The 18947-nt window shown below is 59.4% G+C and carries 18 protein-coding genes; 5 read left to right on the plus strand and 13 right to left on the minus strand.

Annotation, left to right across the window (positions count from 1 at the left end; all coding sequences use genetic code 11):
* Positions 1-95 precede the first annotated feature (95 nt).
* The 10 genes from G5380_RS19575 to kbaZ form a co-directional block, all read right to left on the minus strand.
* Positions 96-1340 (minus strand): MalY/PatB family protein, encoded by a 1245-nt coding sequence (locus G5380_RS19575; protein ID WP_421210085.1) that lies wholly within the window; start codon positions 1338-1340, stop codon positions 96-98.
* Positions 1327-2796 carry a maltose/glucose-specific PTS transporter subunit IIBC gene (gene malX, locus G5380_RS19580; RefSeq protein ID WP_232354435.1) on the minus strand — a complete coding sequence of 490 codons (1470 nt, stop codon included), beginning with the start codon at positions 2794-2796 and terminating at the stop codon, positions 1327-1329. The genes G5380_RS19575 and malX overlap by 14 nt, the downstream gene beginning before the upstream one ends.
* Positions 2797-2900: 104 nt before the next feature.
* Entirely contained in the window at positions 2901-3755 is an 855-nt protein-coding gene (locus G5380_RS19585; protein WP_421210083.1) for a tagatose bisphosphate family class II aldolase, read from the minus strand.
* Positions 3746-4945, minus strand: a complete 1200-nt coding sequence (nagA, locus tag G5380_RS19590; protein ID WP_421353042.1) for an N-acetylglucosamine-6-phosphate deacetylase — start codon at positions 4943-4945, stop codon at positions 3746-3748. The genes G5380_RS19585 and nagA overlap by 10 nt, the downstream gene beginning before the upstream one ends.
* Positions 4945-5385 carry a PTS galactosamine/N-acetylgalactosamine transporter subunit IIA gene (agaF, locus tag G5380_RS19595; protein WP_421353043.1) on the minus strand — a complete coding sequence of 147 codons (441 nt, stop codon included), beginning with the start codon at positions 5383-5385 and terminating at the stop codon, positions 4945-4947. The genes nagA and agaF overlap by 1 nt, the downstream gene beginning before the upstream one ends.
* Positions 5386-5433: 48 nt before the next feature.
* Positions 5434-6312, minus strand: coding sequence for a PTS N-acetylgalactosamine transporter subunit IID (gene agaE / locus G5380_RS19600; RefSeq protein WP_005354370.1), 879 nt, complete (start codon positions 6310-6312; stop codon positions 5434-5436).
* On the minus strand, positions 6302-7075 hold the full coding sequence (agaW, locus tag G5380_RS19605; protein ID WP_005354369.1) for a PTS N-acetylgalactosamine transporter subunit IIC: 774 nt from the start codon (positions 7073-7075) through the stop codon (positions 6302-6304). The genes agaE and agaW overlap by 11 nt, the downstream gene beginning before the upstream one ends.
* 15 nt (positions 7076-7090) lie before the next feature.
* A complete protein-coding gene (gene agaV, locus G5380_RS19610) occupies positions 7091-7564 on the minus strand; it encodes a PTS N-acetylgalactosamine transporter subunit IIB (protein ID WP_005335358.1) in 474 nt (157 codons plus the stop codon).
* Positions 7564-8733: an SIS domain-containing protein gene (locus G5380_RS19615; RefSeq protein WP_421353044.1), complete on the minus strand. Its 1170-nt coding sequence runs from the start codon at positions 8731-8733 to the stop codon at positions 7564-7566. The genes agaV and G5380_RS19615 overlap by 1 nt, the downstream gene beginning before the upstream one ends.
* A 12-nt stretch (positions 8734-8745) precedes the next feature.
* Entirely contained in the window at positions 8746-10059 is a 1314-nt protein-coding gene (gene kbaZ / locus G5380_RS19620) for a tagatose-bisphosphate aldolase subunit KbaZ (protein WP_216994711.1), read from the minus strand.
* Between the two features lie 274 nt (positions 10060-10333).
* Between kbaZ and G5380_RS19625 the strand changes: the two genes are divergently transcribed.
* Positions 10334-11194: a DeoR family transcriptional regulator gene (locus G5380_RS19625; protein ID WP_421313517.1), complete on the plus strand. Its 861-nt coding sequence runs from the start codon at positions 10334-10336 to the stop codon at positions 11192-11194.
* Between the two features lie 47 nt (positions 11195-11241).
* A complete protein-coding gene (gene cysQ / locus G5380_RS19630; protein ID WP_421260601.1) occupies positions 11242-11997 on the plus strand; it encodes a 3'(2'),5'-bisphosphate nucleotidase CysQ in 756 nt (251 codons plus the stop codon).
* A gap of 87 nt (positions 11998-12084) precedes the next feature.
* Here cysQ and G5380_RS19635 read toward each other — a convergent pair whose 3' ends face one another.
* From G5380_RS19635 to G5380_RS19645, 3 genes are all read right to left on the minus strand, one after another.
* A complete protein-coding gene (locus G5380_RS19635) occupies positions 12085-12381 on the minus strand; it encodes a YciI family protein (protein ID WP_265061416.1) in 297 nt (98 codons plus the stop codon).
* 24 nt (positions 12382-12405) lie between these two features.
* Complete coding sequence (locus G5380_RS19640; protein WP_421353045.1) at positions 12406-12969, minus strand: septation protein A; 564 nt, start codon at positions 12967-12969, stop codon at positions 12406-12408.
* Positions 12970-13059: 90 nt separating this feature from the next.
* A complete protein-coding gene (locus tag G5380_RS19645; protein WP_421353046.1) occupies positions 13060-14583 on the minus strand; it encodes an aminotransferase class V-fold PLP-dependent enzyme in 1524 nt (507 codons plus the stop codon).
* A 175-nt stretch (positions 14584-14758) separates the two neighbouring features.
* Between G5380_RS19645 and trhA the strand changes: the two genes are divergently transcribed.
* From trhA to G5380_RS19660, 3 genes are all read left to right on the plus strand, one after another.
* A complete protein-coding gene (gene trhA, locus G5380_RS19650; protein ID WP_421210070.1) occupies positions 14759-15394 on the plus strand; it encodes a PAQR family membrane homeostasis protein TrhA in 636 nt (211 codons plus the stop codon).
* Between the two features lie 127 nt (positions 15395-15521).
* A complete protein-coding gene (locus G5380_RS19655) occupies positions 15522-17183 on the plus strand; it encodes a putative transporter (RefSeq protein WP_216952965.1) in 1662 nt (553 codons plus the stop codon).
* A gap of 229 nt (positions 17184-17412) precedes the next feature.
* The coding region (locus tag G5380_RS19660; RefSeq protein WP_421210068.1) for a retention module-containing protein at positions 17413-18947 on the plus strand (1535 nt) is incomplete at its 3' end.

Consider the following 18947-nt stretch of genomic DNA (forward strand, 5'->3'; position numbering starts at 1 on the left):
GCTTCGGGTACTGGCAACGCACAGTGGCCATATGAAACAATAGGGACTCCATGGCATCCCTTTTGTTGTTTCTGCCGATGGGAATATCGCAGTCGTCAGACCTGCTGCTGCGCCCATCTTCCCAGACGTTGCAGCGCCTCGCCGAGCAGCTGGCGGGAGGTGCCTATGTTGATCCGCACATACTCTTCGCCATCGCTGACGTAGTGGGAGCCATCTTCGATGATGACCCCCGCTTCGACTGCCCACCTGAGGGTCACCTCGCTTGCGCTCATTCCGCTCCCTTTGGTATTGACCCAGACCAGATAGGAGGCATCCATCGGCATGACTTGGAAGTCGGGCAGATTCTCCCTGAAGTAGCGCGCCAGCAGGGCGTAGTTCTCTCTCAGATAGAGATTCAATTCGGCCAGCCATGCATCGCACTCGTTATAGGCGGTGATAATTCCCCAGAGCCCGAACACATTGGGAGAGGTGATGGAGTTCTGCTCAAGGCGCGCTCTGAAGCGGTTTCTTATCTGCGGATTTGGAATGATGCTGTAGGAGGTTTTCAATCCGCCCAGATTGAATGCCTTGTTGGGCGAGCTCATCAGCATCATGTTGTTGCAGTAACGCTCCTCCAGTGCCAGAAAGGAGACGAACTCGCCATGGATGATGTGCTCTGCATGCACTTCATCGACCATCATCAACACCTGATGGCGCAGGCAGATGTCGGCAACGGCTTCCAGCTCGGCCTGACTCCAGATCCTGCCCGACGGGTTATGGGGCGAGCAGAGAAAATAGATTTTGGGCTTGTGGCTAATGATCTGCTCCTCCAGCTTCGCCAGATCGATCCGGTATCGTCCTTTGTTCAGGGCTAACGGGTTGGCGACAACCTTGACCCCCTGCCTTTCGGCCGCCTTGGCAAAGGGATCATAGACAGGGGTGTTCATGATGATGCTGTCACCCGGCTGGCAGAATGCCTGCACCGTGTAGTGCAGGGTGGAGACGGTACCATAGGAGAGGGTGATCCACTCCCGTTCCACCGCGACCTTGTGGTGGCGGGCCTGGAAGTTGATGACCGCCTCGTAGAAATCATCGATGCAGTGGGTGTAGCTGAAGGTGCCCCAGCTGATGATTTCGCTGAACTTGCGAGCCACAGCCGGCGGCGATTTGAAATCCATATCGGCAATCCACATGGGAATGCTGTCGGCGGGAACGGGGCCAAAGCGGCTCTCGATCACTTTCATATCCCACTTGCGGCATTTGTCGCTGATGCGATCTGCCAGCTCGTCGAAACGGGAGGATTGCAAGTCGGCAGAGGGGGTTGGGAGGCGCAGGGCCTCCCGATCTTTACAGGAGAGCATCGAGATTATCCTTCACGGTTTGAACCTGAGCGCCAATGATGACCTGCACGCTGTGCTCGTCGATCTTGACGACGGAGAGGGCGCCAGCCTGTTTCAGGATCTTCTCCTGCAGCTTGCCCATATCGTGTACCACCAGTCTCAGCCGTGTGACGCAGTTGTCCAGGCTGACGATATTCTCCTTGCCACCGAGGGCACTCAGGATCACGGCCGGGTCGTGTTTCGCAATCTGGATATCATCGACCTCATCCCTGCCGGGGGTCTTGATGTCATATTTCTTGATGTACCAGTAGAAGACGGTGAAATAGATGGCAGACCAGATAAGGCCAATGGGAATTATCAGATACCACTTGGTTTGCCAGCCCTGCATGATGCCGAAAATAAGCAGGTCGAGTGCACTGCCATCGGTATTGCCGATGGTGACGCCACACATGGCCACCACAAAGAGCGCGGCGCCGGTCATAAAGACATGGAACAGATAGAGTACCGGCGCGACAAACAGGAACAGGAATTCGATGGGCTCGGAAATACCGGTCACGATAGAGACCAGTACCCCGGAGATAATCAGGCTCTTGATTCTGGTTCGATTGCCGGGCGTGGCTGCCATATACATGGCCAACGCTGCAGCAGGCAGACCGAATATAAAGGTCGGCATAAACCCTTGCGACAGGAAGGCGGTTGCTGCCGGGCTGATAGGTTCACCCGCTTTCAACTGGGCGAAGAAGATATTGAGCGCGCCGGAAATGGTTTCGCCATTGACCAGCTCGGTACCGCCTGCCGGGGTAAAGCGCACCATGGCCAGCATGATGTGGTGCAGACCGAGCGGTTTGAGCAGGTTGATGGCCACTCCGTAGAGGAAGGCACCAAAAGAGCCGGCAGAGATGATCATGTTGCCGACCGCAGTAATACCGAGCGCCACATAGTGCCAGAAGAGCGGCATGGCGAGACCTATCAGCGACATGACCAGCACGGTGATGATGGGCACGGAGCGCAGGCCGCTGAAGAACGAGAAGGCGTCGTGCAGTTTGAGGTTATAAAAACGGCGATGGATGAAGTAGGTTACGATCCCCGACACTATGCCACCCAGCACACCCATGGAGAGGGTCTGAACCCCCATCACCATGGCTTGCCCCGCCAGTTTGATATTTTCCGGCGAAGCCAGTTGGCTGGTACTGGCGAGATAGAAGTTGATCCCGATATTCATCGCCATATAGCCGACGAAACCGGAATAGGCCGCGACACCCTTGTTCTTTTCGGTCAATCCCATCGGAATACCGATGGCAAACATGATGGGCAGATAGGTGAAGCCGAAGCTGCCTACGGTTGCCACCAGATTGAAGACGAGCTGGGTATATTCTCCACCAAGAAAAGGAAAATTATCTATGGTGGAGGGGCTGGTAATGGATGACCCCACCCCCAGCAGTAGTCCCATGAATGCCATCAAAGAGACGGGAAACATGAATGTTTTCCCCAAACTCTGGGCAAATTCCCATACCTTATTTCGCAAGGATGCGCGAGCCATCATTATTATCTCCCAGACCTGTTACCGTAATTTTATTGTTATCAAATCTTGTTATTACTCATGCACATACGGATTTTCGCCTCGACAACTTCCTCCATGGCGGCCATGGCGGGTACCAGATACTGGCGCGGGTCGCTGGCATCCGGATGAGAGCCAAGGAAGGCTTTCATTGCATCGGCGAAGGCTATCTTCAGTTCGGTCGCAACGTTGACCTTGCAGATCCCGAGTTCGATGCAGCGGCGCACATCGGCCTCCGGTACGCCGGAGGCGCCGTGCAGCACCAGCGGAATATCTACCTGCTCGCGAATGGCGGCGAGGCGTGCAAAGTCCAGACGGGGCTCCTCCTTGTAGAGGCCGTGTGCGGTACCGATGGCCACGGCCAGCGAGTCGATACCGGTACGGCGGACAAACTCGGCAGCCTTCAGCGGATCGGTAAATTTGGCATTTGCGGCATCGACAATGAGGTCATCTTCCTGACCACCCAGCTGGCCCAGTTCCGCTTCAACGCTGGCGCCCATGCGATGGCAGAAAGTGACCACACTGCGTACTTTCTCGATGTTCTCTTCAAACGGAAAGTGCGAGGCATCGATCATGGCCGAGCGAATGCCCGCTTCGACCTTGTTGTGGATGTCCTGCTCGTCTTCGTGGTGATCCAGATGCAGCACCAGCGGGATGCGGTACTCATGAGCAGCTGCCTGACAGATGGAGACCAGATATTCGACCCCGGCATGGCGATAGGTGCCCGGGGTGCCAGCCAGGATCACCGGAGAGCGCATGCGAGCGGCGGTGCGAGCCACCACCTGCACGGTTTCCAGGTTGTGGATGTTGAAAGCCGGTACGGCGTAGCCACGGCGCTGGGCATCTTTGAGCATTTCATGGGAAGAGATCAGATACATAGTGACTCCTGAGCGTCCTGATTGACGCGAGATCCTGAGAAAAGGGAGGAAAGGTTGGTCGGATTTATCTCCCGGCCAGCCACCCAGATGTGTTGTTGATTGAGTTCAGTGGTGAGGGCGAGCAGATTGGCCTGTTTGCCAACTGCCAGTGAACCGAGGCGATCGGCAATGCCGAGCATCTTTGCGGGTGCCAGCGAGGCCATTGTGATGGCCTCATCGAGCGGCACATCCGCCAGCTGCACCATGTTGCGTACGGCGCCAAGCAGGGTGAGAGTGCTGCCCGCCAGACCGCCGGTTTCGGTGCGTACCACACCGTTCTTCATCTCGACCCGATAGTTGCCAAGCAGATAGTGACCGTCGGGCATACCGGCGGCGCGCATCGCATCGGTGATCAAGAGCAGGCGCTGGCCGGCGCAGCAGTGACAGAGCTTGAGCACGCTCGGGTGGAGATGATGGCCATCGGCGATCAGCTCCAGCCAGGCTGCGGGATGGACAAGACCTGCACCGACCATGCCGGGTTCGCGGTGGTGCAGGCCGCGCATGCCATTGAAGCAGTGCACCAGCCCGGAGGCGCCCGCTGCCAGCGCCGCCATGGTGGTATTGTGATCCGCCGCCGAGTGGCCCAGCATTACCCGCACGCCGTTTGCGGCAAGATGGTGAATGGACGCGATGGCGTTGGGCTTTTCCGGTGCCAGCGCGACCACCTTCAGGGTGCCGCGCGCCAGCTGTTGCAGGTGGTTCAGCTCGGCAATATCCAGCTCCCGAAACAGCGCCTGATCGTGGGCGCCCTTGTTGTCCGGTGTGAAGTAGGGCCCTTCCAGATAGCAGCCGAGCAGCTCTGCGCCCGGCATGCCACGGGCAACGCCATCGGCAATGCGGGCAAGAGCTTGCTCTATCTCGGGGAGTGGGGCGGTGACCGTGGTGGCAAGAAAAGCGCCGACCCCTTCTGTCGCCTTGGCCATCGACAAGGTTGCCAAGGCATTGTCCTCGCTATCCATGACATCGACACCGGCACCGCCGTGGACATGACCATCGATCAGCGCAGGCACCAGCAGATCGACATCCCGCGCCGGATCGCCATCCGTGATGGGAGCGATGGCGGTGATGATGCCCCCTTCATGGGTCAGCTCCTGATGTTCCAGCCAACCCTGTTCGGTCAGCAGGCGACGGGCACGGATCCGTGAGGCCATCAGATGCCCTCCTCGACGAGAGCGGCATCTGTCTGACGCTCTTTGCACATCTCATCCGCCAGCGAGGTGAGCCCCCGGTGGCCGCAATCAAGGGCCTGCCGGCGGAATTCACGGGCACTGAGGCCATCGCGTTCCAGCGCCATCTCCAGCAGCAGTTGCAGGTTGGTACCGGTAATGACCTCCCGCTCTGGCTGGTGCAGTGAGAGGGTAGAGGCGACCCGAAACGGGGTGCCACCGAGCAGGTCGGTCAGGAAGACCACGCCATCCCCCTTGTCGACCTCAGTCAGTGCCGCTTCGCACTGCGCCTGCAGCAGGGCGGTGGTGGAGCTCTCGGGAAAGTCGATGGCGATAACCGCTTCCTGTTCGCCGAGGATCTGCAGCATGGCGCGCTCCAGACCGCTGGCGAAACCGCCATGACCACAAATGATGATGCCCAACATAGTCTGTTCCTTTACTGCAAAGGGGGCCGGCTTGCTGCCGGCTCCGGATTAGAGGAAACCGGCGAATTTGCCGACGATACCGAGTACCACCGTGATGACGATGAGGCGCAGCGGGCTCCAGCCTTTGCGGATCAGGGCGTACATCGCCAGGGTGTAGAGCAGCGGCAGGAAGGCGGGCATCAGCTTGTCGAGCACGTCAGCCTGCAGTTTGACGACTGCATCACCGGCAGTGATCTCCAGCGTGGTGCCAAGACGCACGTAGGTGGCGACCAGCGCGCCGATCACCGTCATACCGACGATGGAGGCAGCATGCCCCACCTTGCGGGTATTGGCCTTGATGACCGGAATCGCCGCTACCCCCATGCGGTAGGCGTAGTGCGCCAGACCAAAACGCAGGCCGAAGTGGACCACGTTGAACAGCAGGAAGAAGACCACGGCACCCATGATGGAGCCCTGCAGCGCCAGATCTGCCCCTATGCCGCCACAGATGGGGAGCAGGGTGAGCCAGAACATGGCATCGCCGATCCCGCCGAGCGGTGCACCAACGGCAATCTTGGTGCTCTGGATGCTGTTGACGTTCTGCTTGGAGCGCTCCATCGCCAGCACGATCCCCATCACGAAGGTGACCAGGAAGGGGTGGGTGTTGAAGAAACCCATGTGCCCTTTCATGGCCCGGGAGAGATCCCGCGGATTGGTGTGGATCTTCTGCAGTGCCGGCAGCAACCCATAGAGCCAGCCGGAGGCCTGCATCCGCTCATAGTTGAAGGAGGCCTGCAGCAGCAGGGAGCGCCAGGCAAAGCGGTTGATATCCTGCTTGGTCAGCTCGGCGCCAAGCTGCTGATCTTCATAGGTGTCGTCGGATTGTGGCCGGGTATTGTGCGGTTCGGCGCTGGAGATGATCCGCGCAGCTGTGTTGTTAGATGCCATCTTCGGTTTCCTCCTGAACAGGACGAGCTTGCGGGGTGGTGGTACGCATGAAGTCGATCAGGGCCATGGCCAGCGCGGCGGCGGCGATGGCCAGAACCGGCAACTGGAGCCAGGCGGCAGCGACGAAACCGAGGATGAAGTAGGGGATATAGACGTTCTTCATCATGATCTTGAGCAGCACGGCAAAACCGATGGCGGGCATGATGCCGCCAGCAACGCCGAGGCCGTCGATGAGGCGGGCAGGTAGCACGTCGATGGCCGCCTTGGCATGTTCGGCCCCGAAGTAGGTGGGCAGGAAGGCACAGAGGAAGTAGAAAGTGCCCAGCGCCAGCAGTGCCAGGTAGTTGACCCGCTCGATACCGCGCACGTCAGCCGCTTCGGCCATGCGATCGCAGCGGGACATCACCCCCGACATCACCGAGAAGAGGAAGGTGATCCCCATCTGCACGGCAACGGCGAAGGGAACGGCAACCCCTACCGCCACATCCGGCTTGACCCCGGTGGTGATGGCGAAGGTGGCGCCGACTATGGTGCCGATAATGACGTTGGGCGGTTGCGCCCCCGCCAGCGGGGCCAACCCCATCCAGACCAGCTCCAGAGTACCGCCCACCAGAATACCGGTAGGCAGGTCGCCGAGGATGAGGCCAACCAGCGGCCCCAGCACCACGGGACGGTGGAAGTGGGTCAGACCGTTGAACAGGTCGAGTCCGGCGAAGAACGCCAGGATGCCAAGCAGCAGACCTTGTAACAAACTGATTTCCATCACAATTGTCCTTAATCAGAGCAAATTGAAAATGTCCTGTGCCGGTTCGGTCGGCACGCCCTGGACATAGCACTCGACACGGGCGTCCCGCAGGGCGCGAAATGCGGTGATGTCCTGTTCGTCCACGGATACGGTCTTGTGGATTTGACGCTTGCCGTCGGCGTAATGCATGTTGCCGACGTTGATCCGGGAGATGGGGACACCTCCCTGAACCAGGGTGTTGAAATCGGTCGGGTTTTTGCAGACCAGCAGGATCTTCTGGCGATCTGCCGCCTTGTGGATGTTGTCGATCACCTTCTGGAGCGGCCAGAACCGCACCGCAATGCCTTCGGCCAGCACCATCTCCATCAGGTTCTGCTGGATGGGGTCCTCTGCCACCTCGTCGTTGGCGACCAGCACCAGATTGGCACCGGCAAAGCCGACCCACTGGACGCCGACCTGACCGTGGATCAGACGCTCATCGATCCGGCTCAATACGATATTGGGCATCACAGCACTCCTTCTTGGTGGAACGGATAGATATTGACCCCCTGTACGACCCGGTTGACCTGACCGGTGGGGCAGGGATTGTCCGGGCTGATCCCCAGTCCCAGCGAGGTATGGAAGGCGTAGTACTGGGCATAGAGCAGGTAGCAGAAGGCGAGCTGGGCATCGTCGCCATGCAGGGTGGCGGGCAAATAGATGTACTCCCCCTCCTCGATGGCGGGATGGCGCTGGTCGGCGATGGCGACCACCCGGGCGGCCTTGTCATCGCTTCGCAGCTCGCGCAGCAGATCCAGATCGTATTGCCGGGTGTAAGGGTCGTTGGAGATGAGCAGCACGATGAGCGTCTGCTCGTTGACGACCGATTTCGGGCCGTGGCGAAAACCGGTGGGAGAGTCGAACATGGCGACCAGACGGCCTGCGGTCAGCTCCAGCAGTTTGAGGGCCGCCTCCTGCGCCACCCCTTGCAGACTACCGCTGCCAAGATAGATGACCCGTTCGGGCAACGGCTCGTTCCAGGCCGGTACGCGCTGCACAACCTGCTCCAGAATGGCGTCACTGGTGGTGACCAGCTGCTCGCAGCGCTGGCGGTTGAACTGCTCTGGCAGAAAGAGAGCCAGACAGCTCAGCATCATGCTGGTCAGGCTGCTGGTCATGGCGAAGCTGCGATCATTGGTCTGGGGTGGCATCAGCAGGGCCAGAGAGTGGGCATCTTGCTGGCAGCGGCGATAGAGCGCCCCTTCACCGTTGCAGGTCAGCACCAGATGGTGGCAGTGGCTGAGCAGCTGACTGGCCAGTTCGACCGCCGCCACGCTCTCGGGGCTGTTGCCGGAGCGGGCAAAGGAGATAAGCAGGGTCGGGCAATCTTCGGCCAGATACTCGGCCGGGTCGGTGACGATATCCGTGGTGGCGATCGCCTCGACCCGGGCATGCAGGTGGGCCGAGAGATAGGGGGCGAGCGCCCGACCGGCAAAGGCGGAGGTGCCTGCCCCGGTCAGGATGATGCGCAGCTCTTGCCGGGCGAGCAGGGGGGTCAGAAAACGGGTCAATGCTGGACGGCACTCCTCGACCATGGCGAGGGTCTCGCGCCAGGTGGCGGGTTGCTGGCGAATTTCACGGGCAGTCGCCAGGCCATTGGCACTGCGCAATATCTCTTCTGAATAACCAAGGATCATGTCTGCAACTCCTTATACAACAGGGTCGAGCTGGGAATGGCGGCGAGAGGCCGCAGTGCAGGCGCTGGCGTAGTGCCGCAGCACCTCCTGCACCTGATCGAGAATGAGGTCATGGGGATTGGCCGAGAGCGTGCCCTGACGCACCTTGCGATACTGCAGGGGCAGATGCTGGCTCAGCAGGGGGAGCGGGATGGGCTCCGCCGCCAGATTGGCCAGCAATCTGGCGTAGCACTCATCGACCCGGCTATCGGGCCAGTAGTAGCGAATGCGATCCGAATAGCTGTAGCCACGGGCCAGCCGGCACTCGTTGGCACTGCCCTGGTAGTGGCTGCGCCAGAAGTCGGGGCGCTCCAGCATGGTCTCTTCCATCACCTTGCGCAGACCTGAACAGGCCTTGGCCACCACCAGCTCCTCCTCGATGGCGGCGAGGGCAAACAACGCTTCGCGCAGGGCGAAGGTGAGGGCGGGGCCGACTTTGAGAATGGCAAAGTGGTCGCGTACCAGCTGGCGGTAGGCCTCGGGAGTCTGGTAATCGGTGGAGTGGGCTTCGAACACCATGTGGGGATAGGCTTCGATCATCCGGCTAAGGGGCGCCGCTTTTTCGGGCCGGTAATCGATGACGCGGGTATGGTCAAACTCGACGCCGGGTTGCACCACCAGACCGATCACTCTGGGCCAGATATGGGCCAGCCCCGCCTTGTTGAAGGCCTGTTGATGGGCCTCGAGGGTGTGGCGTGCCGCCTCCGGCGTGGTGACCGCCAGCTCGGCAAGATCTTCATGGGCACCGCCCGGCACCGGCACCTCGGTGCCAATCACATAGACCAGATCGCTCTCGCCAAAAGTGGCCAGACAGGTTTGCTCGGCGATCTGCGCCAACCGTGCCGCCCTTTCAGCGACCAGCTCATCGGTCAGGGGAACGGGATCACCCTGACAGGACATGCTGCAGTCGAGGTGGATCTTCTTGAACCCGGCAGCGACATAGCTGGCGATGAGATCTCCGGCATGGGCCATGGCCTGCTCGGCCGGTTCCCCCTGCCAGCGGTTGGGGCCCAGATGGTCGCCCCCCAAAATGAGGCGCTGCGCCGGAAAGTGACACTGTGCCGCCAGCTCGTAGAGGCGATCGCGAAAGTCGGCGGGGGTCATGCCGGTATAGCCGCCAAACTGATCCACCTGATTGGATGTGGCCTCGACCAGCAGCAGCTCATCCCCTTCGGCGGCCAGCCGTAGCGCGGCCTCCAGCACCAGCGGGTGAGCGGAGCAGACGGCGTAGATCCCGGTCTGTTCTCCCTGTTTATGTCTTTCGACCAGTGCCAGCATGGATTTCATTTTGATGTTCCTTGGTTGCTGCGGATGGAAATGTTCTTTCGATTTCTTTTCTTTACGGTAGTGGGGAGGAAAAGAAAACGAAACAAAAGAGTCGTCAGATCTTGAAAGGGATCACAAAAAGAAAGGTATCGAAAGATTTTGAATGGTGGGGAAAGATGATGAGAGTGGTGGTAAAGCGTAATGAAGGCTTGATTTGGCACCTTCGCTGAGCGTTAATATGCAAACGTAACGAAGTGAAAGCGATCTTTCACTACAGCATTCCGGCAGAAGAACTATGCAAACAAGCGAAAAAGGTGCGCTCGGAACCAGCGAGCGGCGGGAGCGGATTATTCAGCAGCTGCGCAGCAATGGCAGCGTTCAGGTCAACGAGTTGGCGAGTCACTATCAGGTCTCTACCGTGACCATCCGCAACGATCTGGCCTTTCTGGAGAAGCAGGGGGTGGCCGTGCGTGCCTACGGTGGCGCCCTGTTGTGCGAGCCGGGTCAGACGGTGCCGGAGCGCACCATTGCCGACAAGAGTGTGCTCAATACTCCCGTGAAACAGCGGATAGGCGCGCTGGCGGCGACCCTGGTGCCCTCAGGTTGTCGCCTTATCCTCGATTCGGGGACGACAACACTGGAGGTAGCGCGACATCTGAAGGGACATCAGGAGATCCTGGTGATGACCAACGGCATGAATGTGGCGAATGAACTGCTCGAAGCAGAAGGGGTGGAGCTGCTGATGACGGGCGGACATCTGCGCCGCAAGTCGCTCTCCTTCTACGGTGCGCAAGCGGAGCAGTCCCTGCAAAACTACCACTTTGACATGCTGTTTCTCGGGGTGGATGGCATCGATCTGGAGCGCGGCGTCAGCACCCATCATGAGGACGAAGCGCGCCTCAACCGCTGCATGTGTCAGGTAGCCGAGCGGATTGTGGTGGTCACCGACTCCAGCAAGTTTGGCCGGCGCAGCCTGCACAAGATCATCGATACCCTGCGTATTCACACCCTGATCACCGACGATGCCGTGCCTGCCGATATCCTTTCCGGTTTGCGCAATGCCGGTATCGAAGTGCTGCTGGTACCGGCCGATGGCGGCAAGGGGCAGGAGAAGCAGGGGCAATATAATCCAGTGCAATCAGCTATAAGCGGTTGATGACAAACGCGATAGACTGGGTTTCTCACTCACTGATCGAGCCTGTTATGTACCACCCCGATATCACCGAACTTGAACCTGTCGCCCGTGCGGCGGGAGCGGCCATCATGGCCATCTACAGCCAGCCCTTCGCTGTGGAGTACAAGAGCGACGAGAGTCCGCTGACCGCGGCCGACAAGGGGGCTCATGAGGTGATCGTTCAGGGGTTGGCGCGGCTGACTCCGGATATTCCCGTATTGTCGGAGGAGTCAGGGCCAGAGGTGATGGCTGCACGCCACGGCTGGTCCCGCTACTGGCTGGTGGATCCCCTCGACGGCACCAAGGAGTTTGTCTCCCGCAACGGCGAGTTCACCGTCAATATCGCGCTGATTGAAGGGGGGGCGCCGCGCTGGGGGCTGGTCTATGCCCCTGTGCTGGACAAGCTCTGGTATGGCGGAAAGGGTCTCGGTGCCTGGCGCATCGCCGATGGCAAGCGCGAGCCTATCCAGACCCGGCCTCATCGTGAAGGCGAGGCGTGGCGAGTGGTGGGCAGTCGCAACCACCTGTCGCAGGAAACCCTCGATTTCTTGGCTCCTTTTGGCGAGATCGAGCTGGTTTCCATGGGCAGTTCGCTGAAGTTCTGCATCATTGCCGAGGGGGGCGCCGAGCTCTATCCGCGCCTCGCACCTACCTGCGAGTGGGATACCGGCGCTGCACAGGCGGTGCTGGAGGGGGCGGGTGGCAGCGTCACCCAGCTCGATGGCTCACCCCTTGCCTACAACAAGCCCGATATCCTCAATCCCTGGTTTGTCGCCAGAGCGTGACCTTGTTGGTGCGCTGAGCATCGCGCAATAAAAAGAGGCCGGAGCGGGTTGTACATCCGTTCCGGCCTCTTTGTATTTGACGCAGTTTTAAAAGACTTTCTTGAACGGCTTGATGGTCACTTTGGCATAGACGCCAGCTACAACATAGGGATCGGCATCGGCCCAGGCTTTGGCGTCAGCCAGCGAGGCAAACTCGGCGATGACGGTGCTGCCGGTAAAGCCTGCATCGGCCGGATCCTCGGCGTCGATAGCCGGGTTGGGGCCGGCGGTCAGCAGGCGACCCTCATCCTGCAGGGCTTGCAGGCGAGCCAGATGGGCAGGGCGAACTTGCTTGCGCAGTGGCAGGCTATCGGGGACATCTTCGGAGTAGATGAGATACCACATGAGAGGATCCTTTTCTGATGAGGGTTATTCTTTGGGTTCGTCTTTTTGCTGGGACAACTGCTCGGCAGGGATGTGGCGATAGAGATAGGCGCCGCTCAGCAGGGTAAAGACCAGCGTCATCCCCAGCAGGCCGAACACCTTGAAGTTGACCCACATCTCTTGCGGCAGGTTGAACGCCACGTAGAGGTTGAGCAGGCCACAGACGGTAAAGAAGCCGACCCAGCCGAGATTGACCTTGTCCCAGACTGCATCGGGTGCTTGCAGCTCCTTGGCCAACATCTGTTTGATCAGGTTCTTGCCAAAGCCGTAGCGGCTGATGAGCAGACCCAGTGCGAACAGCACGTTGATGACAGTCACTTTCCACTTGATGAAGGTGTCATCGTGGAAGAAGACGGTGAGGCCGCCGAAGAAGCCGACCAGCAGGAAGGTAAAGAGCTGCATCTTCTCGACTTTGCGATAGCGTATCCAGCTATAGGCGAGCTGCAGACCGGTGACCACCACCAGTGCGCCGGTAGCCATGTAGATGTCGTAGAACTTGTAGACCGCGAAGAAAACGATAAGTGGAATAAATTCAATAAATTGCTTCATTGTTGGCGCCTAGTCCTCAAAAATGGCCTGCAAATTTCGCTCAGTCTACCTGTACAGCAGACAACGGCAAATGAATAAGACCGCTCATTTTTACGCCGGTTCCGCGCTGTCGCCAAACAGTTGGCGAGCAATGGTGAGCCCCAGTCGCTGCTGATCGGCCAGCAGGTCGTGGATATGGCGCTCTTCAATTAGGGGATTGAGCAGCACGGCACGCAGCAGGGTAAGCGGCTGGGCACCGTAGCGCACCACGGCCCGCTGGGTGCGGGAGACAAAGCTGTGCCCCTCGGCGCGCTGGGCTTTTTGCAGGGCTACGTTGAAGTCGTTGATCTGCGCATTGGCCGCTTCATCCAGCACCTTGCCCTGCAGATGGGGCGGGATGCAGCGATAGGAGAGCAGGTTCATCACCGGAGCAGACATCAGCTCGAAGGCGGGGTCGCTTTCGATGAGCTCTGCCATCAGCCGGGCCCGGTCGTAGTTGGCCTCGATCAGGTCGGCATAGCCTTGCTGGCCAAACAGCTGGAAGGCGGCGTCCAGATAGAGGGCGTTGGCCGGGCGGGTGCCCTCCAGCGTAAAGCGGCCCTGATCGAACGAGGTGGCGCGAATGGCATAGGGCGCCTCCCGCTTGACCGCCATCATCAGGTCGGGCTGGCGGCAGAGCAGCATACCGGTACCGAGCGGCACCAGCAGTTGTTTGTGGCCATCCAGGGTGACGGTATCGGCTCGCTCGATCCCGGCCAGCAGGGTTTGATAGCGGGGGGAGAAGAGGGTCGGGCCACCCCAGGCAGCATCCACGTGGAAGTGGATCTGTTCGCGTTCGGCGATGGCCGCCAGCTCCGGCAGGGGATCGATGGAGCCAAAGTCTGTGCTGCCCGCCACGCCGACCAGCGCCAGTACTTTCAATTTTTGCTCTTTGCTCTGGATCAGCGCCTGCTCCAGCGCGGCCAGACTGAGCCGGTTCTGTTCGTCGGTCTCGAGGCGCCAGACGCTGCGGGCGCCGAGTCCCAACAGATCCATCCCCTTGTCGAAGGAGTAGTGCATCAGCCGGGAGCCCAGAATGACGGCGCCGCGATAGCCCTGCTCATAGAGGGCGAACAGGTTGTCGCCGCAGGCACGGTTGCGGGCTAGCCACAGCGCCGTGACGTTGGCGATGGTGCCGCCGCTGGTCATGACGCCGAGGGCGGCATCCTTGGCATGCATCTGCTCGCCGTAGAAAGCATCGTCCCTGCCATAGATGAGGCGGTGCAGCTTGGCCAGCACCTCCCGCTCCAGAAAGCTGAGCAGTCGGGAGGACTCCATCTTCATCGGATTCTGGTTGAGCATCACCAGCAGGCGCGACAGCTCGGCAGTGAAGGCCGGCAATGGTGCTGTCATATGACCCATGTAGCGTGGCGAGGTGAGATGGGATGCGCCGGGTACCAGGGTGGCCAGCCGCGCCAGATACTCATCGATGGAGAGACCGACCGCAGGCATTCGGGATTGAGCGAGCTGGTGGGTGAACTGGTCGCGCTGGTAGATAGCCTGACTGTCGTCGGAGTGGTGGAAGCTCTCCAGCAAGGTGTTCATCGCCTCGCCAAAGGCGGGATCCGCATGTGTAAACAGCTCAGTCAACGTCATCAGGTTCTCCAGACCAGGTCACCGGTGTTGGTGTCTATGCCGCTTCTGTCGGGCATCGGCGGCAGAGCATACACCAAAGGGGGGCGGGTGACAGCCACTCCATTTTTTAAGCGAACACTTGTACTCCGAAATGGCGCTGGGTAGAGTGAGCCACAGTTATTGTGGAGTCGATGTTATGAGTGGTGTGATGGATTACTCCCCCCGGGAGGAGCTGGCAAACCGGCTGAGTCACGGTGCGGGATTGTTGCTGGGGATTGTCGGGCTGGTGCTGTTGCTCATCAAGGGATGGGGGCAGGGTACGCAGGCGCTGGTGAGCTACAGCCTTTATGGCGGCAGTCTGGTGCTACTCTATCTTGCCTCGACCCTCTACCACTGCATGGCGGAAGGGCGGGCCAGACGCTGGTGCAAGGTGTTTGATCACTGTGCCATCTATCTGCTGATTGCCGGTACTTATACTCCCTTCCTGCTGGTTGCACTCGACACGCCGCTGGCAAAGGGGTTGATGGTGGTGATCTGGGCCCTGGCGCTGGCTGGCGTGGTGTTCAAGTTGGTATTTATCAACCGCTTCAAGAAGTTGTCGCTCTTTACCTACCTGATGTTGGGCTGGTTGTCGCTGGTGGTCATCTACCAGCTCTATATCCATCTGGCCGGTGAGGGGCTGCTGCTGCTCGGGCTTGGCGGCCTTATCTACAGCCTCGGGGTCATCTTCTATGTGGCCAAGCAGATCCCCTATAACCACGCCATCTGGCATCTCTTTGTGCTGGGTGGCAGCGTTTGTCACTTTATGGCCATTTACGGCTACGTCGCCTAACGTCTTGCAACTAGCCCTTAATTGGTATTTTTAGCGCGTAAAAGGATAAATTCGTGCGGTATCACACAGTTGGCATCAGCGTTTGCTGACAAGCTAGGGCCAGTTCAATTCGCAAAGGATGCACGAAATGAGTGAAATCGCGCTTTCCATCAGCATGTTGTCGCTGGTGGCAGTGCTGGGACTCTGGCTTGGAAACTGGCGAGTCTATGGCGTTGGGTTAGGGATCGGTGGGGTGCTGTTCGGCGGCATCATAGTGGGTCACTTTGCCGGGGTGTCAGAGCTGGCGCTCGATGAGCAAACACTCCATTTTATTCAAGAGTTTGGCCTGATCCTGTTTGTCTATACCATCGGCATTCAGGTCGGCCCCGGTTTTTTCTCGTCATTGCGCAGCTCCGGACTCAAGCTCAATGCCTTTGCTGCTTTGCTGGTTATCCTGGGGTGCATCGTTGCGGCGGCACTTCATCAACTGTTTGATGTGCCGCTACCGGTGATCCTCGGGGTCTTCTCCGGTGCCGTGACCAATACCCCATCTCTTGGTGCGGGTCAGCAGATCCTGGCGGAGCTGGGAGCTCCCCATGGTTCAACCGGGCTGATGGGGATGGGATACGCAGTGGCCTATCCATTCGGCATCTGCGGCATTTTGCTCACCATGTGGCTGGTCAGGGTCTTCTTTCGCATCAAGATCGACGATGAAGCCGCCCAGTTCGAGTTGCAGACAGGTAAAACCAAGGAGAGCTTGCAGACCATCAACATCGCGGTACGCAACCCCAACATGCATGGCTTGATGCTGAGCGAGATCCCGAGTCTCGACGAGTCTGATGTCATCTGCTCACGCCTCAAGCGTGGCGACGAGCTGATGGTGCCGCGCCCTGATTCCCGTATCGAGCTGGGCGACCTGCTGCACCTGGTTGGTGAGCGCCATGCACTGCACAAGGTGTTGCTGGTGCTGGGTGAAGAGGTCGACACCTCCCTATCGACTCGCGGTACCGACCTGAGGGTGGAGCGGGTCGTGGTGACCAACGAGCAGGTGCTGGGCAAGAAGATCCGCGATCTTGACATCAAACAGCGCTATGACGTGGTGATCTCGCGCCTCAACCGGGCCGGTATCGAGCTGGTACCGACCAGCCAGACCAGTCTGCAGTTTGGTGACATCCTCAACCTGGTAGGTCGTCTCGATGCCATCGAGGCCGTGACCAATGTGGTCGGCAACGTGCAACAAAAACTGCAACAGGTGCAGATGTTGCCGGTATTTATCGGGATTGGCCTCGGCGTATTGCTCGGCTCCATCCCCTTCTACCTGCCCGGATTCCCGGCCGCTCTCAAATTGGGTCTGGCGGGGGGGCCGCTGGTGGTGGCGCTGATCCTGTCGCGGATCGGCAGCATCGGCAAGCTCTACTGGTTCATGCCCCCCAGCGCCAACCTCGCGCTGCGGGAGATCGGGATCGTGCTGTTTCTGGCGGTGGTTGGCTTCAAGTCAGGGGCCGGCTTTGTTGATACCCTGATCAACGGTGATGGCCCCTCCTGGATGCTATATGGGGCAGCGATTACCCTGATCCCCTTGCTGGTGGTCGGGGTGCTGGCGCGTCTCTATGGCAAGATGAACTATCTCACCCTCTGTGGCTTGCTGGCTGGCTCCATGACGGATCCTCCCGCATTGGCCTTTGCCAACGCCATGCACCCGACCAGTGGTGCCAGTGCGCTCTCATACGCCACTGTCTACCCGCTGGTGATGTTCTTGCGGATCATCTCGCCACAACTGCTGGCCATCATCCTCTGGGCCGGTGCATAGGGTTAAACCGGACAGGAGCATGCCTTGTCATGCTCCTGCCATTATAATGTAATATATTGATAATTTTAGTTTTTATTTTTCGGTAATCCCCTCATCACCCTTCTGTCTGGCTGAACGGTCCAGCCTCAAATCAGTCTATTCTTTCGAATTTTCGAACTGGTTATTTGCTCTCTCTCTGTGCAGAGTAGGCTGTGGCTTTTTGCATGCAAATCAGGATTCAGGAGAGAACATGATTACCAATTCCGTTACTCTGGAACAGGGCGTAACCGTCACCCAGCTCAAAGGTCAAGTTTATCAGGTGGCTGCAGATGGTAGCCGCAAGTTGCTGGTGGAAGGGGATGTGCTGCCGAAAGGGGCGGTGATCATGTCGCCGGATGGCGCCAGTTTCATGGGCGGCGGACAGTCTTTCAATGTGCAACCTGCCAGCGAGCAGAGTGAGCCTGCCGAAGAGGAAGATGCTCCCCAGCTGGCGCAAAACAGTGCCGCAGGCACACCCGATGATATCAGTGCCCTGCAAGAAGCCATTTTGGGTGGCGCTGACCCGACCCAGGCCTTTGAAGCCTCCGCCGCAGGCGGTGCACCTGCTGCCGGTGGTGGCGGGGTTGGTGGTGTCGCCGGAGCCAGTGGCAACGGCGGTTTTGTCACCATCGACCGTACCGGCTCCGCAACCATTGCCGAAGCGACCTTCGATACCACCTACAACACCAATGGCGAGCCACCGCTGGATGCTGCAGGAGAAGATGAGGTATTTGACCTTACGCCTCCAACCATCTCCGTGGTAGCGCCAGACAATACCAATGACACCACTCCGACCCTGACCGGAACCACGGATGCGCCTGCTGGCAGCACGGTGACCCTGGTGGTGACCGATGCCAACGGCAATCAGCAGACCCTGACCACTATTGTCACACCTAATGGCACCTTCACCGTGGATGTCGCCACACCGCTGGCCGAAGGGGGCTATCAGGTGACGGCTTCCGTGACCGATCCGGCCGGCAACACCGGCACCGCGACCGATGATGGCAGTGTGGATGTAACCGCTCCGGTGATTACTGTTGATGCACCTGACAATACCAATGACACCACCCCGACCATTACGGGCACTACGGATGCACCTGCTGGCAGCACGGTCACTCTGGTCGTGACCGATGCCAATGGCACTCAACAAACGTTGACCGCCATCGTGCAACCGGGTGGTGGTTACAGCGTAGATGTCACTACTCCGCTGGCGGAAGGCAGCTATAAGGTGACGGCCAGCATCACCGATCCGTCTGGCAACACAGGTACCGCTACCGACGATGGCAGTGTTGATAGCAAGGCCCCTGACCTGGCCATCACCCTGGATGCCGACATCACCGCCGACGACGTCATCAACGCCGCTGAAGCGGGTCAGCAGATCCCGGTCAGCGGCACCGTGACGGGCGAGTTCAAGGTAGGGGACACCGTCACCCTGACCGTCAACAACACCGAATACACCGGCAAGGTGGCTGCCGATGGCCGCTTCACCATCCTGGTGGCGGGCAGCGATCTGGCGGCCGATGGCGACCGCACCATCGATGCCAGCGTGACCAGCACCGACGTGGCGGGCAACAGCGCCACCGCGACCGACAGCGAAGGTTATGAAGTGGATACTGACCTGCCGAGCATCGACCTGGCGGCGATTGGTGATGGCAACCTGTCGGTGGATGAAGCCAAGGCGGTCGAGCTCAAGGGCACGACCAGCAACGTGGAAGATGGCCAGAAGGTCACCCTGACTGTGACCGA

This window comes from Aeromonas sp. 604443 (assembly GCF_049170315.1).
GTDB classification, from domain to species: Bacteria; Pseudomonadota; Gammaproteobacteria; order Enterobacterales; family Aeromonadaceae; genus Aeromonas; species Aeromonas veronii_A.

Excerpts from the sequence above, each read along its gene's own strand:
- agaE (WP_005354370.1), bottom strand. The coding sequence starts at position 6,312 with ATGGCATCTAACAACACAGCTGCGCGGATCATCTCCAGCGCCGAACCG.
- trhA (WP_421210070.1), top strand. The coding sequence starts at position 14,759 with ATGAGTGGTGTGATGGATTACTCCCCCCGGGAGGAGCTGGCAAACCGG.
- kbaZ (WP_216994711.1), bottom strand. The coding sequence starts at position 10,059 with ATGAAATCCATGCTGGCACTGGTCGAAAGACATAAACAGGGAGAACAG.
- G5380_RS19640 (WP_421353045.1), bottom strand. The coding sequence starts at position 12,969 with ATGAAGCAATTTATTGAATTTATTCCACTTATCGTTTTCTTCGCGGTC.
- agaF (WP_421353043.1), bottom strand. The coding sequence starts at position 5,385 with ATGTTGGGCATCATCATTTGTGGTCATGGCGGTTTCGCCAGCGGTCTG.
- G5380_RS19575 (WP_421210085.1), bottom strand. The coding sequence starts at position 1,340 with ATGCTCTCCTGTAAAGATCGGGAGGCCCTGCGCCTCCCAACCCCCTCT.
- G5380_RS19585 (WP_421210083.1), bottom strand. The coding sequence starts at position 3,755 with ATGTATCTGATCTCTTCCCATGAAATGCTCAAAGATGCCCAGCGCCGT.
- G5380_RS19645 (WP_421353046.1), bottom strand. The coding sequence starts at position 14,583 with ATGACGTTGACTGAGCTGTTTACACATGCGGATCCCGCCTTTGGCGAG.
- agaV (WP_005335358.1), bottom strand. The coding sequence starts at position 7,564 with ATGCCCAATATCGTATTGAGCCGGATCGATGAGCGTCTGATCCACGGT.
- agaW (WP_005354369.1), bottom strand. The coding sequence starts at position 7,075 with ATGGAAATCAGTTTGTTACAAGGTCTGCTGCTTGGCATCCTGGCGTTC.
- malX (WP_232354435.1), bottom strand. The coding sequence starts at position 2,796 with ATGTTTCCCGTCTCTTTGATGGCATTCATGGGACTACTGCTGGGGGTG.
- G5380_RS19625 (WP_421313517.1), top strand. The coding sequence starts at position 10,334 with ATGCAAACAAGCGAAAAAGGTGCGCTCGGAACCAGCGAGCGGCGGGAG.
- nagA (WP_421353042.1), bottom strand. The coding sequence starts at position 4,945 with ATGGCCTCACGGATCCGTGCCCGTCGCCTGCTGACCGAACAGGGTTGG.
- G5380_RS19655 (WP_216952965.1), top strand. The coding sequence starts at position 15,522 with ATGAGTGAAATCGCGCTTTCCATCAGCATGTTGTCGCTGGTGGCAGTG.
- G5380_RS19615 (WP_421353044.1), bottom strand. The coding sequence starts at position 8,733 with ATGATCCTTGGTTATTCAGAAGAGATATTGCGCAGTGCCAATGGCCTG.
- G5380_RS19635 (WP_265061416.1), bottom strand. The coding sequence starts at position 12,381 with ATGTGGTATCTCATCTACTCCGAAGATGTCCCCGATAGCCTGCCACTG.
- cysQ (WP_421260601.1), top strand. The coding sequence starts at position 11,242 with ATGTACCACCCCGATATCACCGAACTTGAACCTGTCGCCCGTGCGGCG.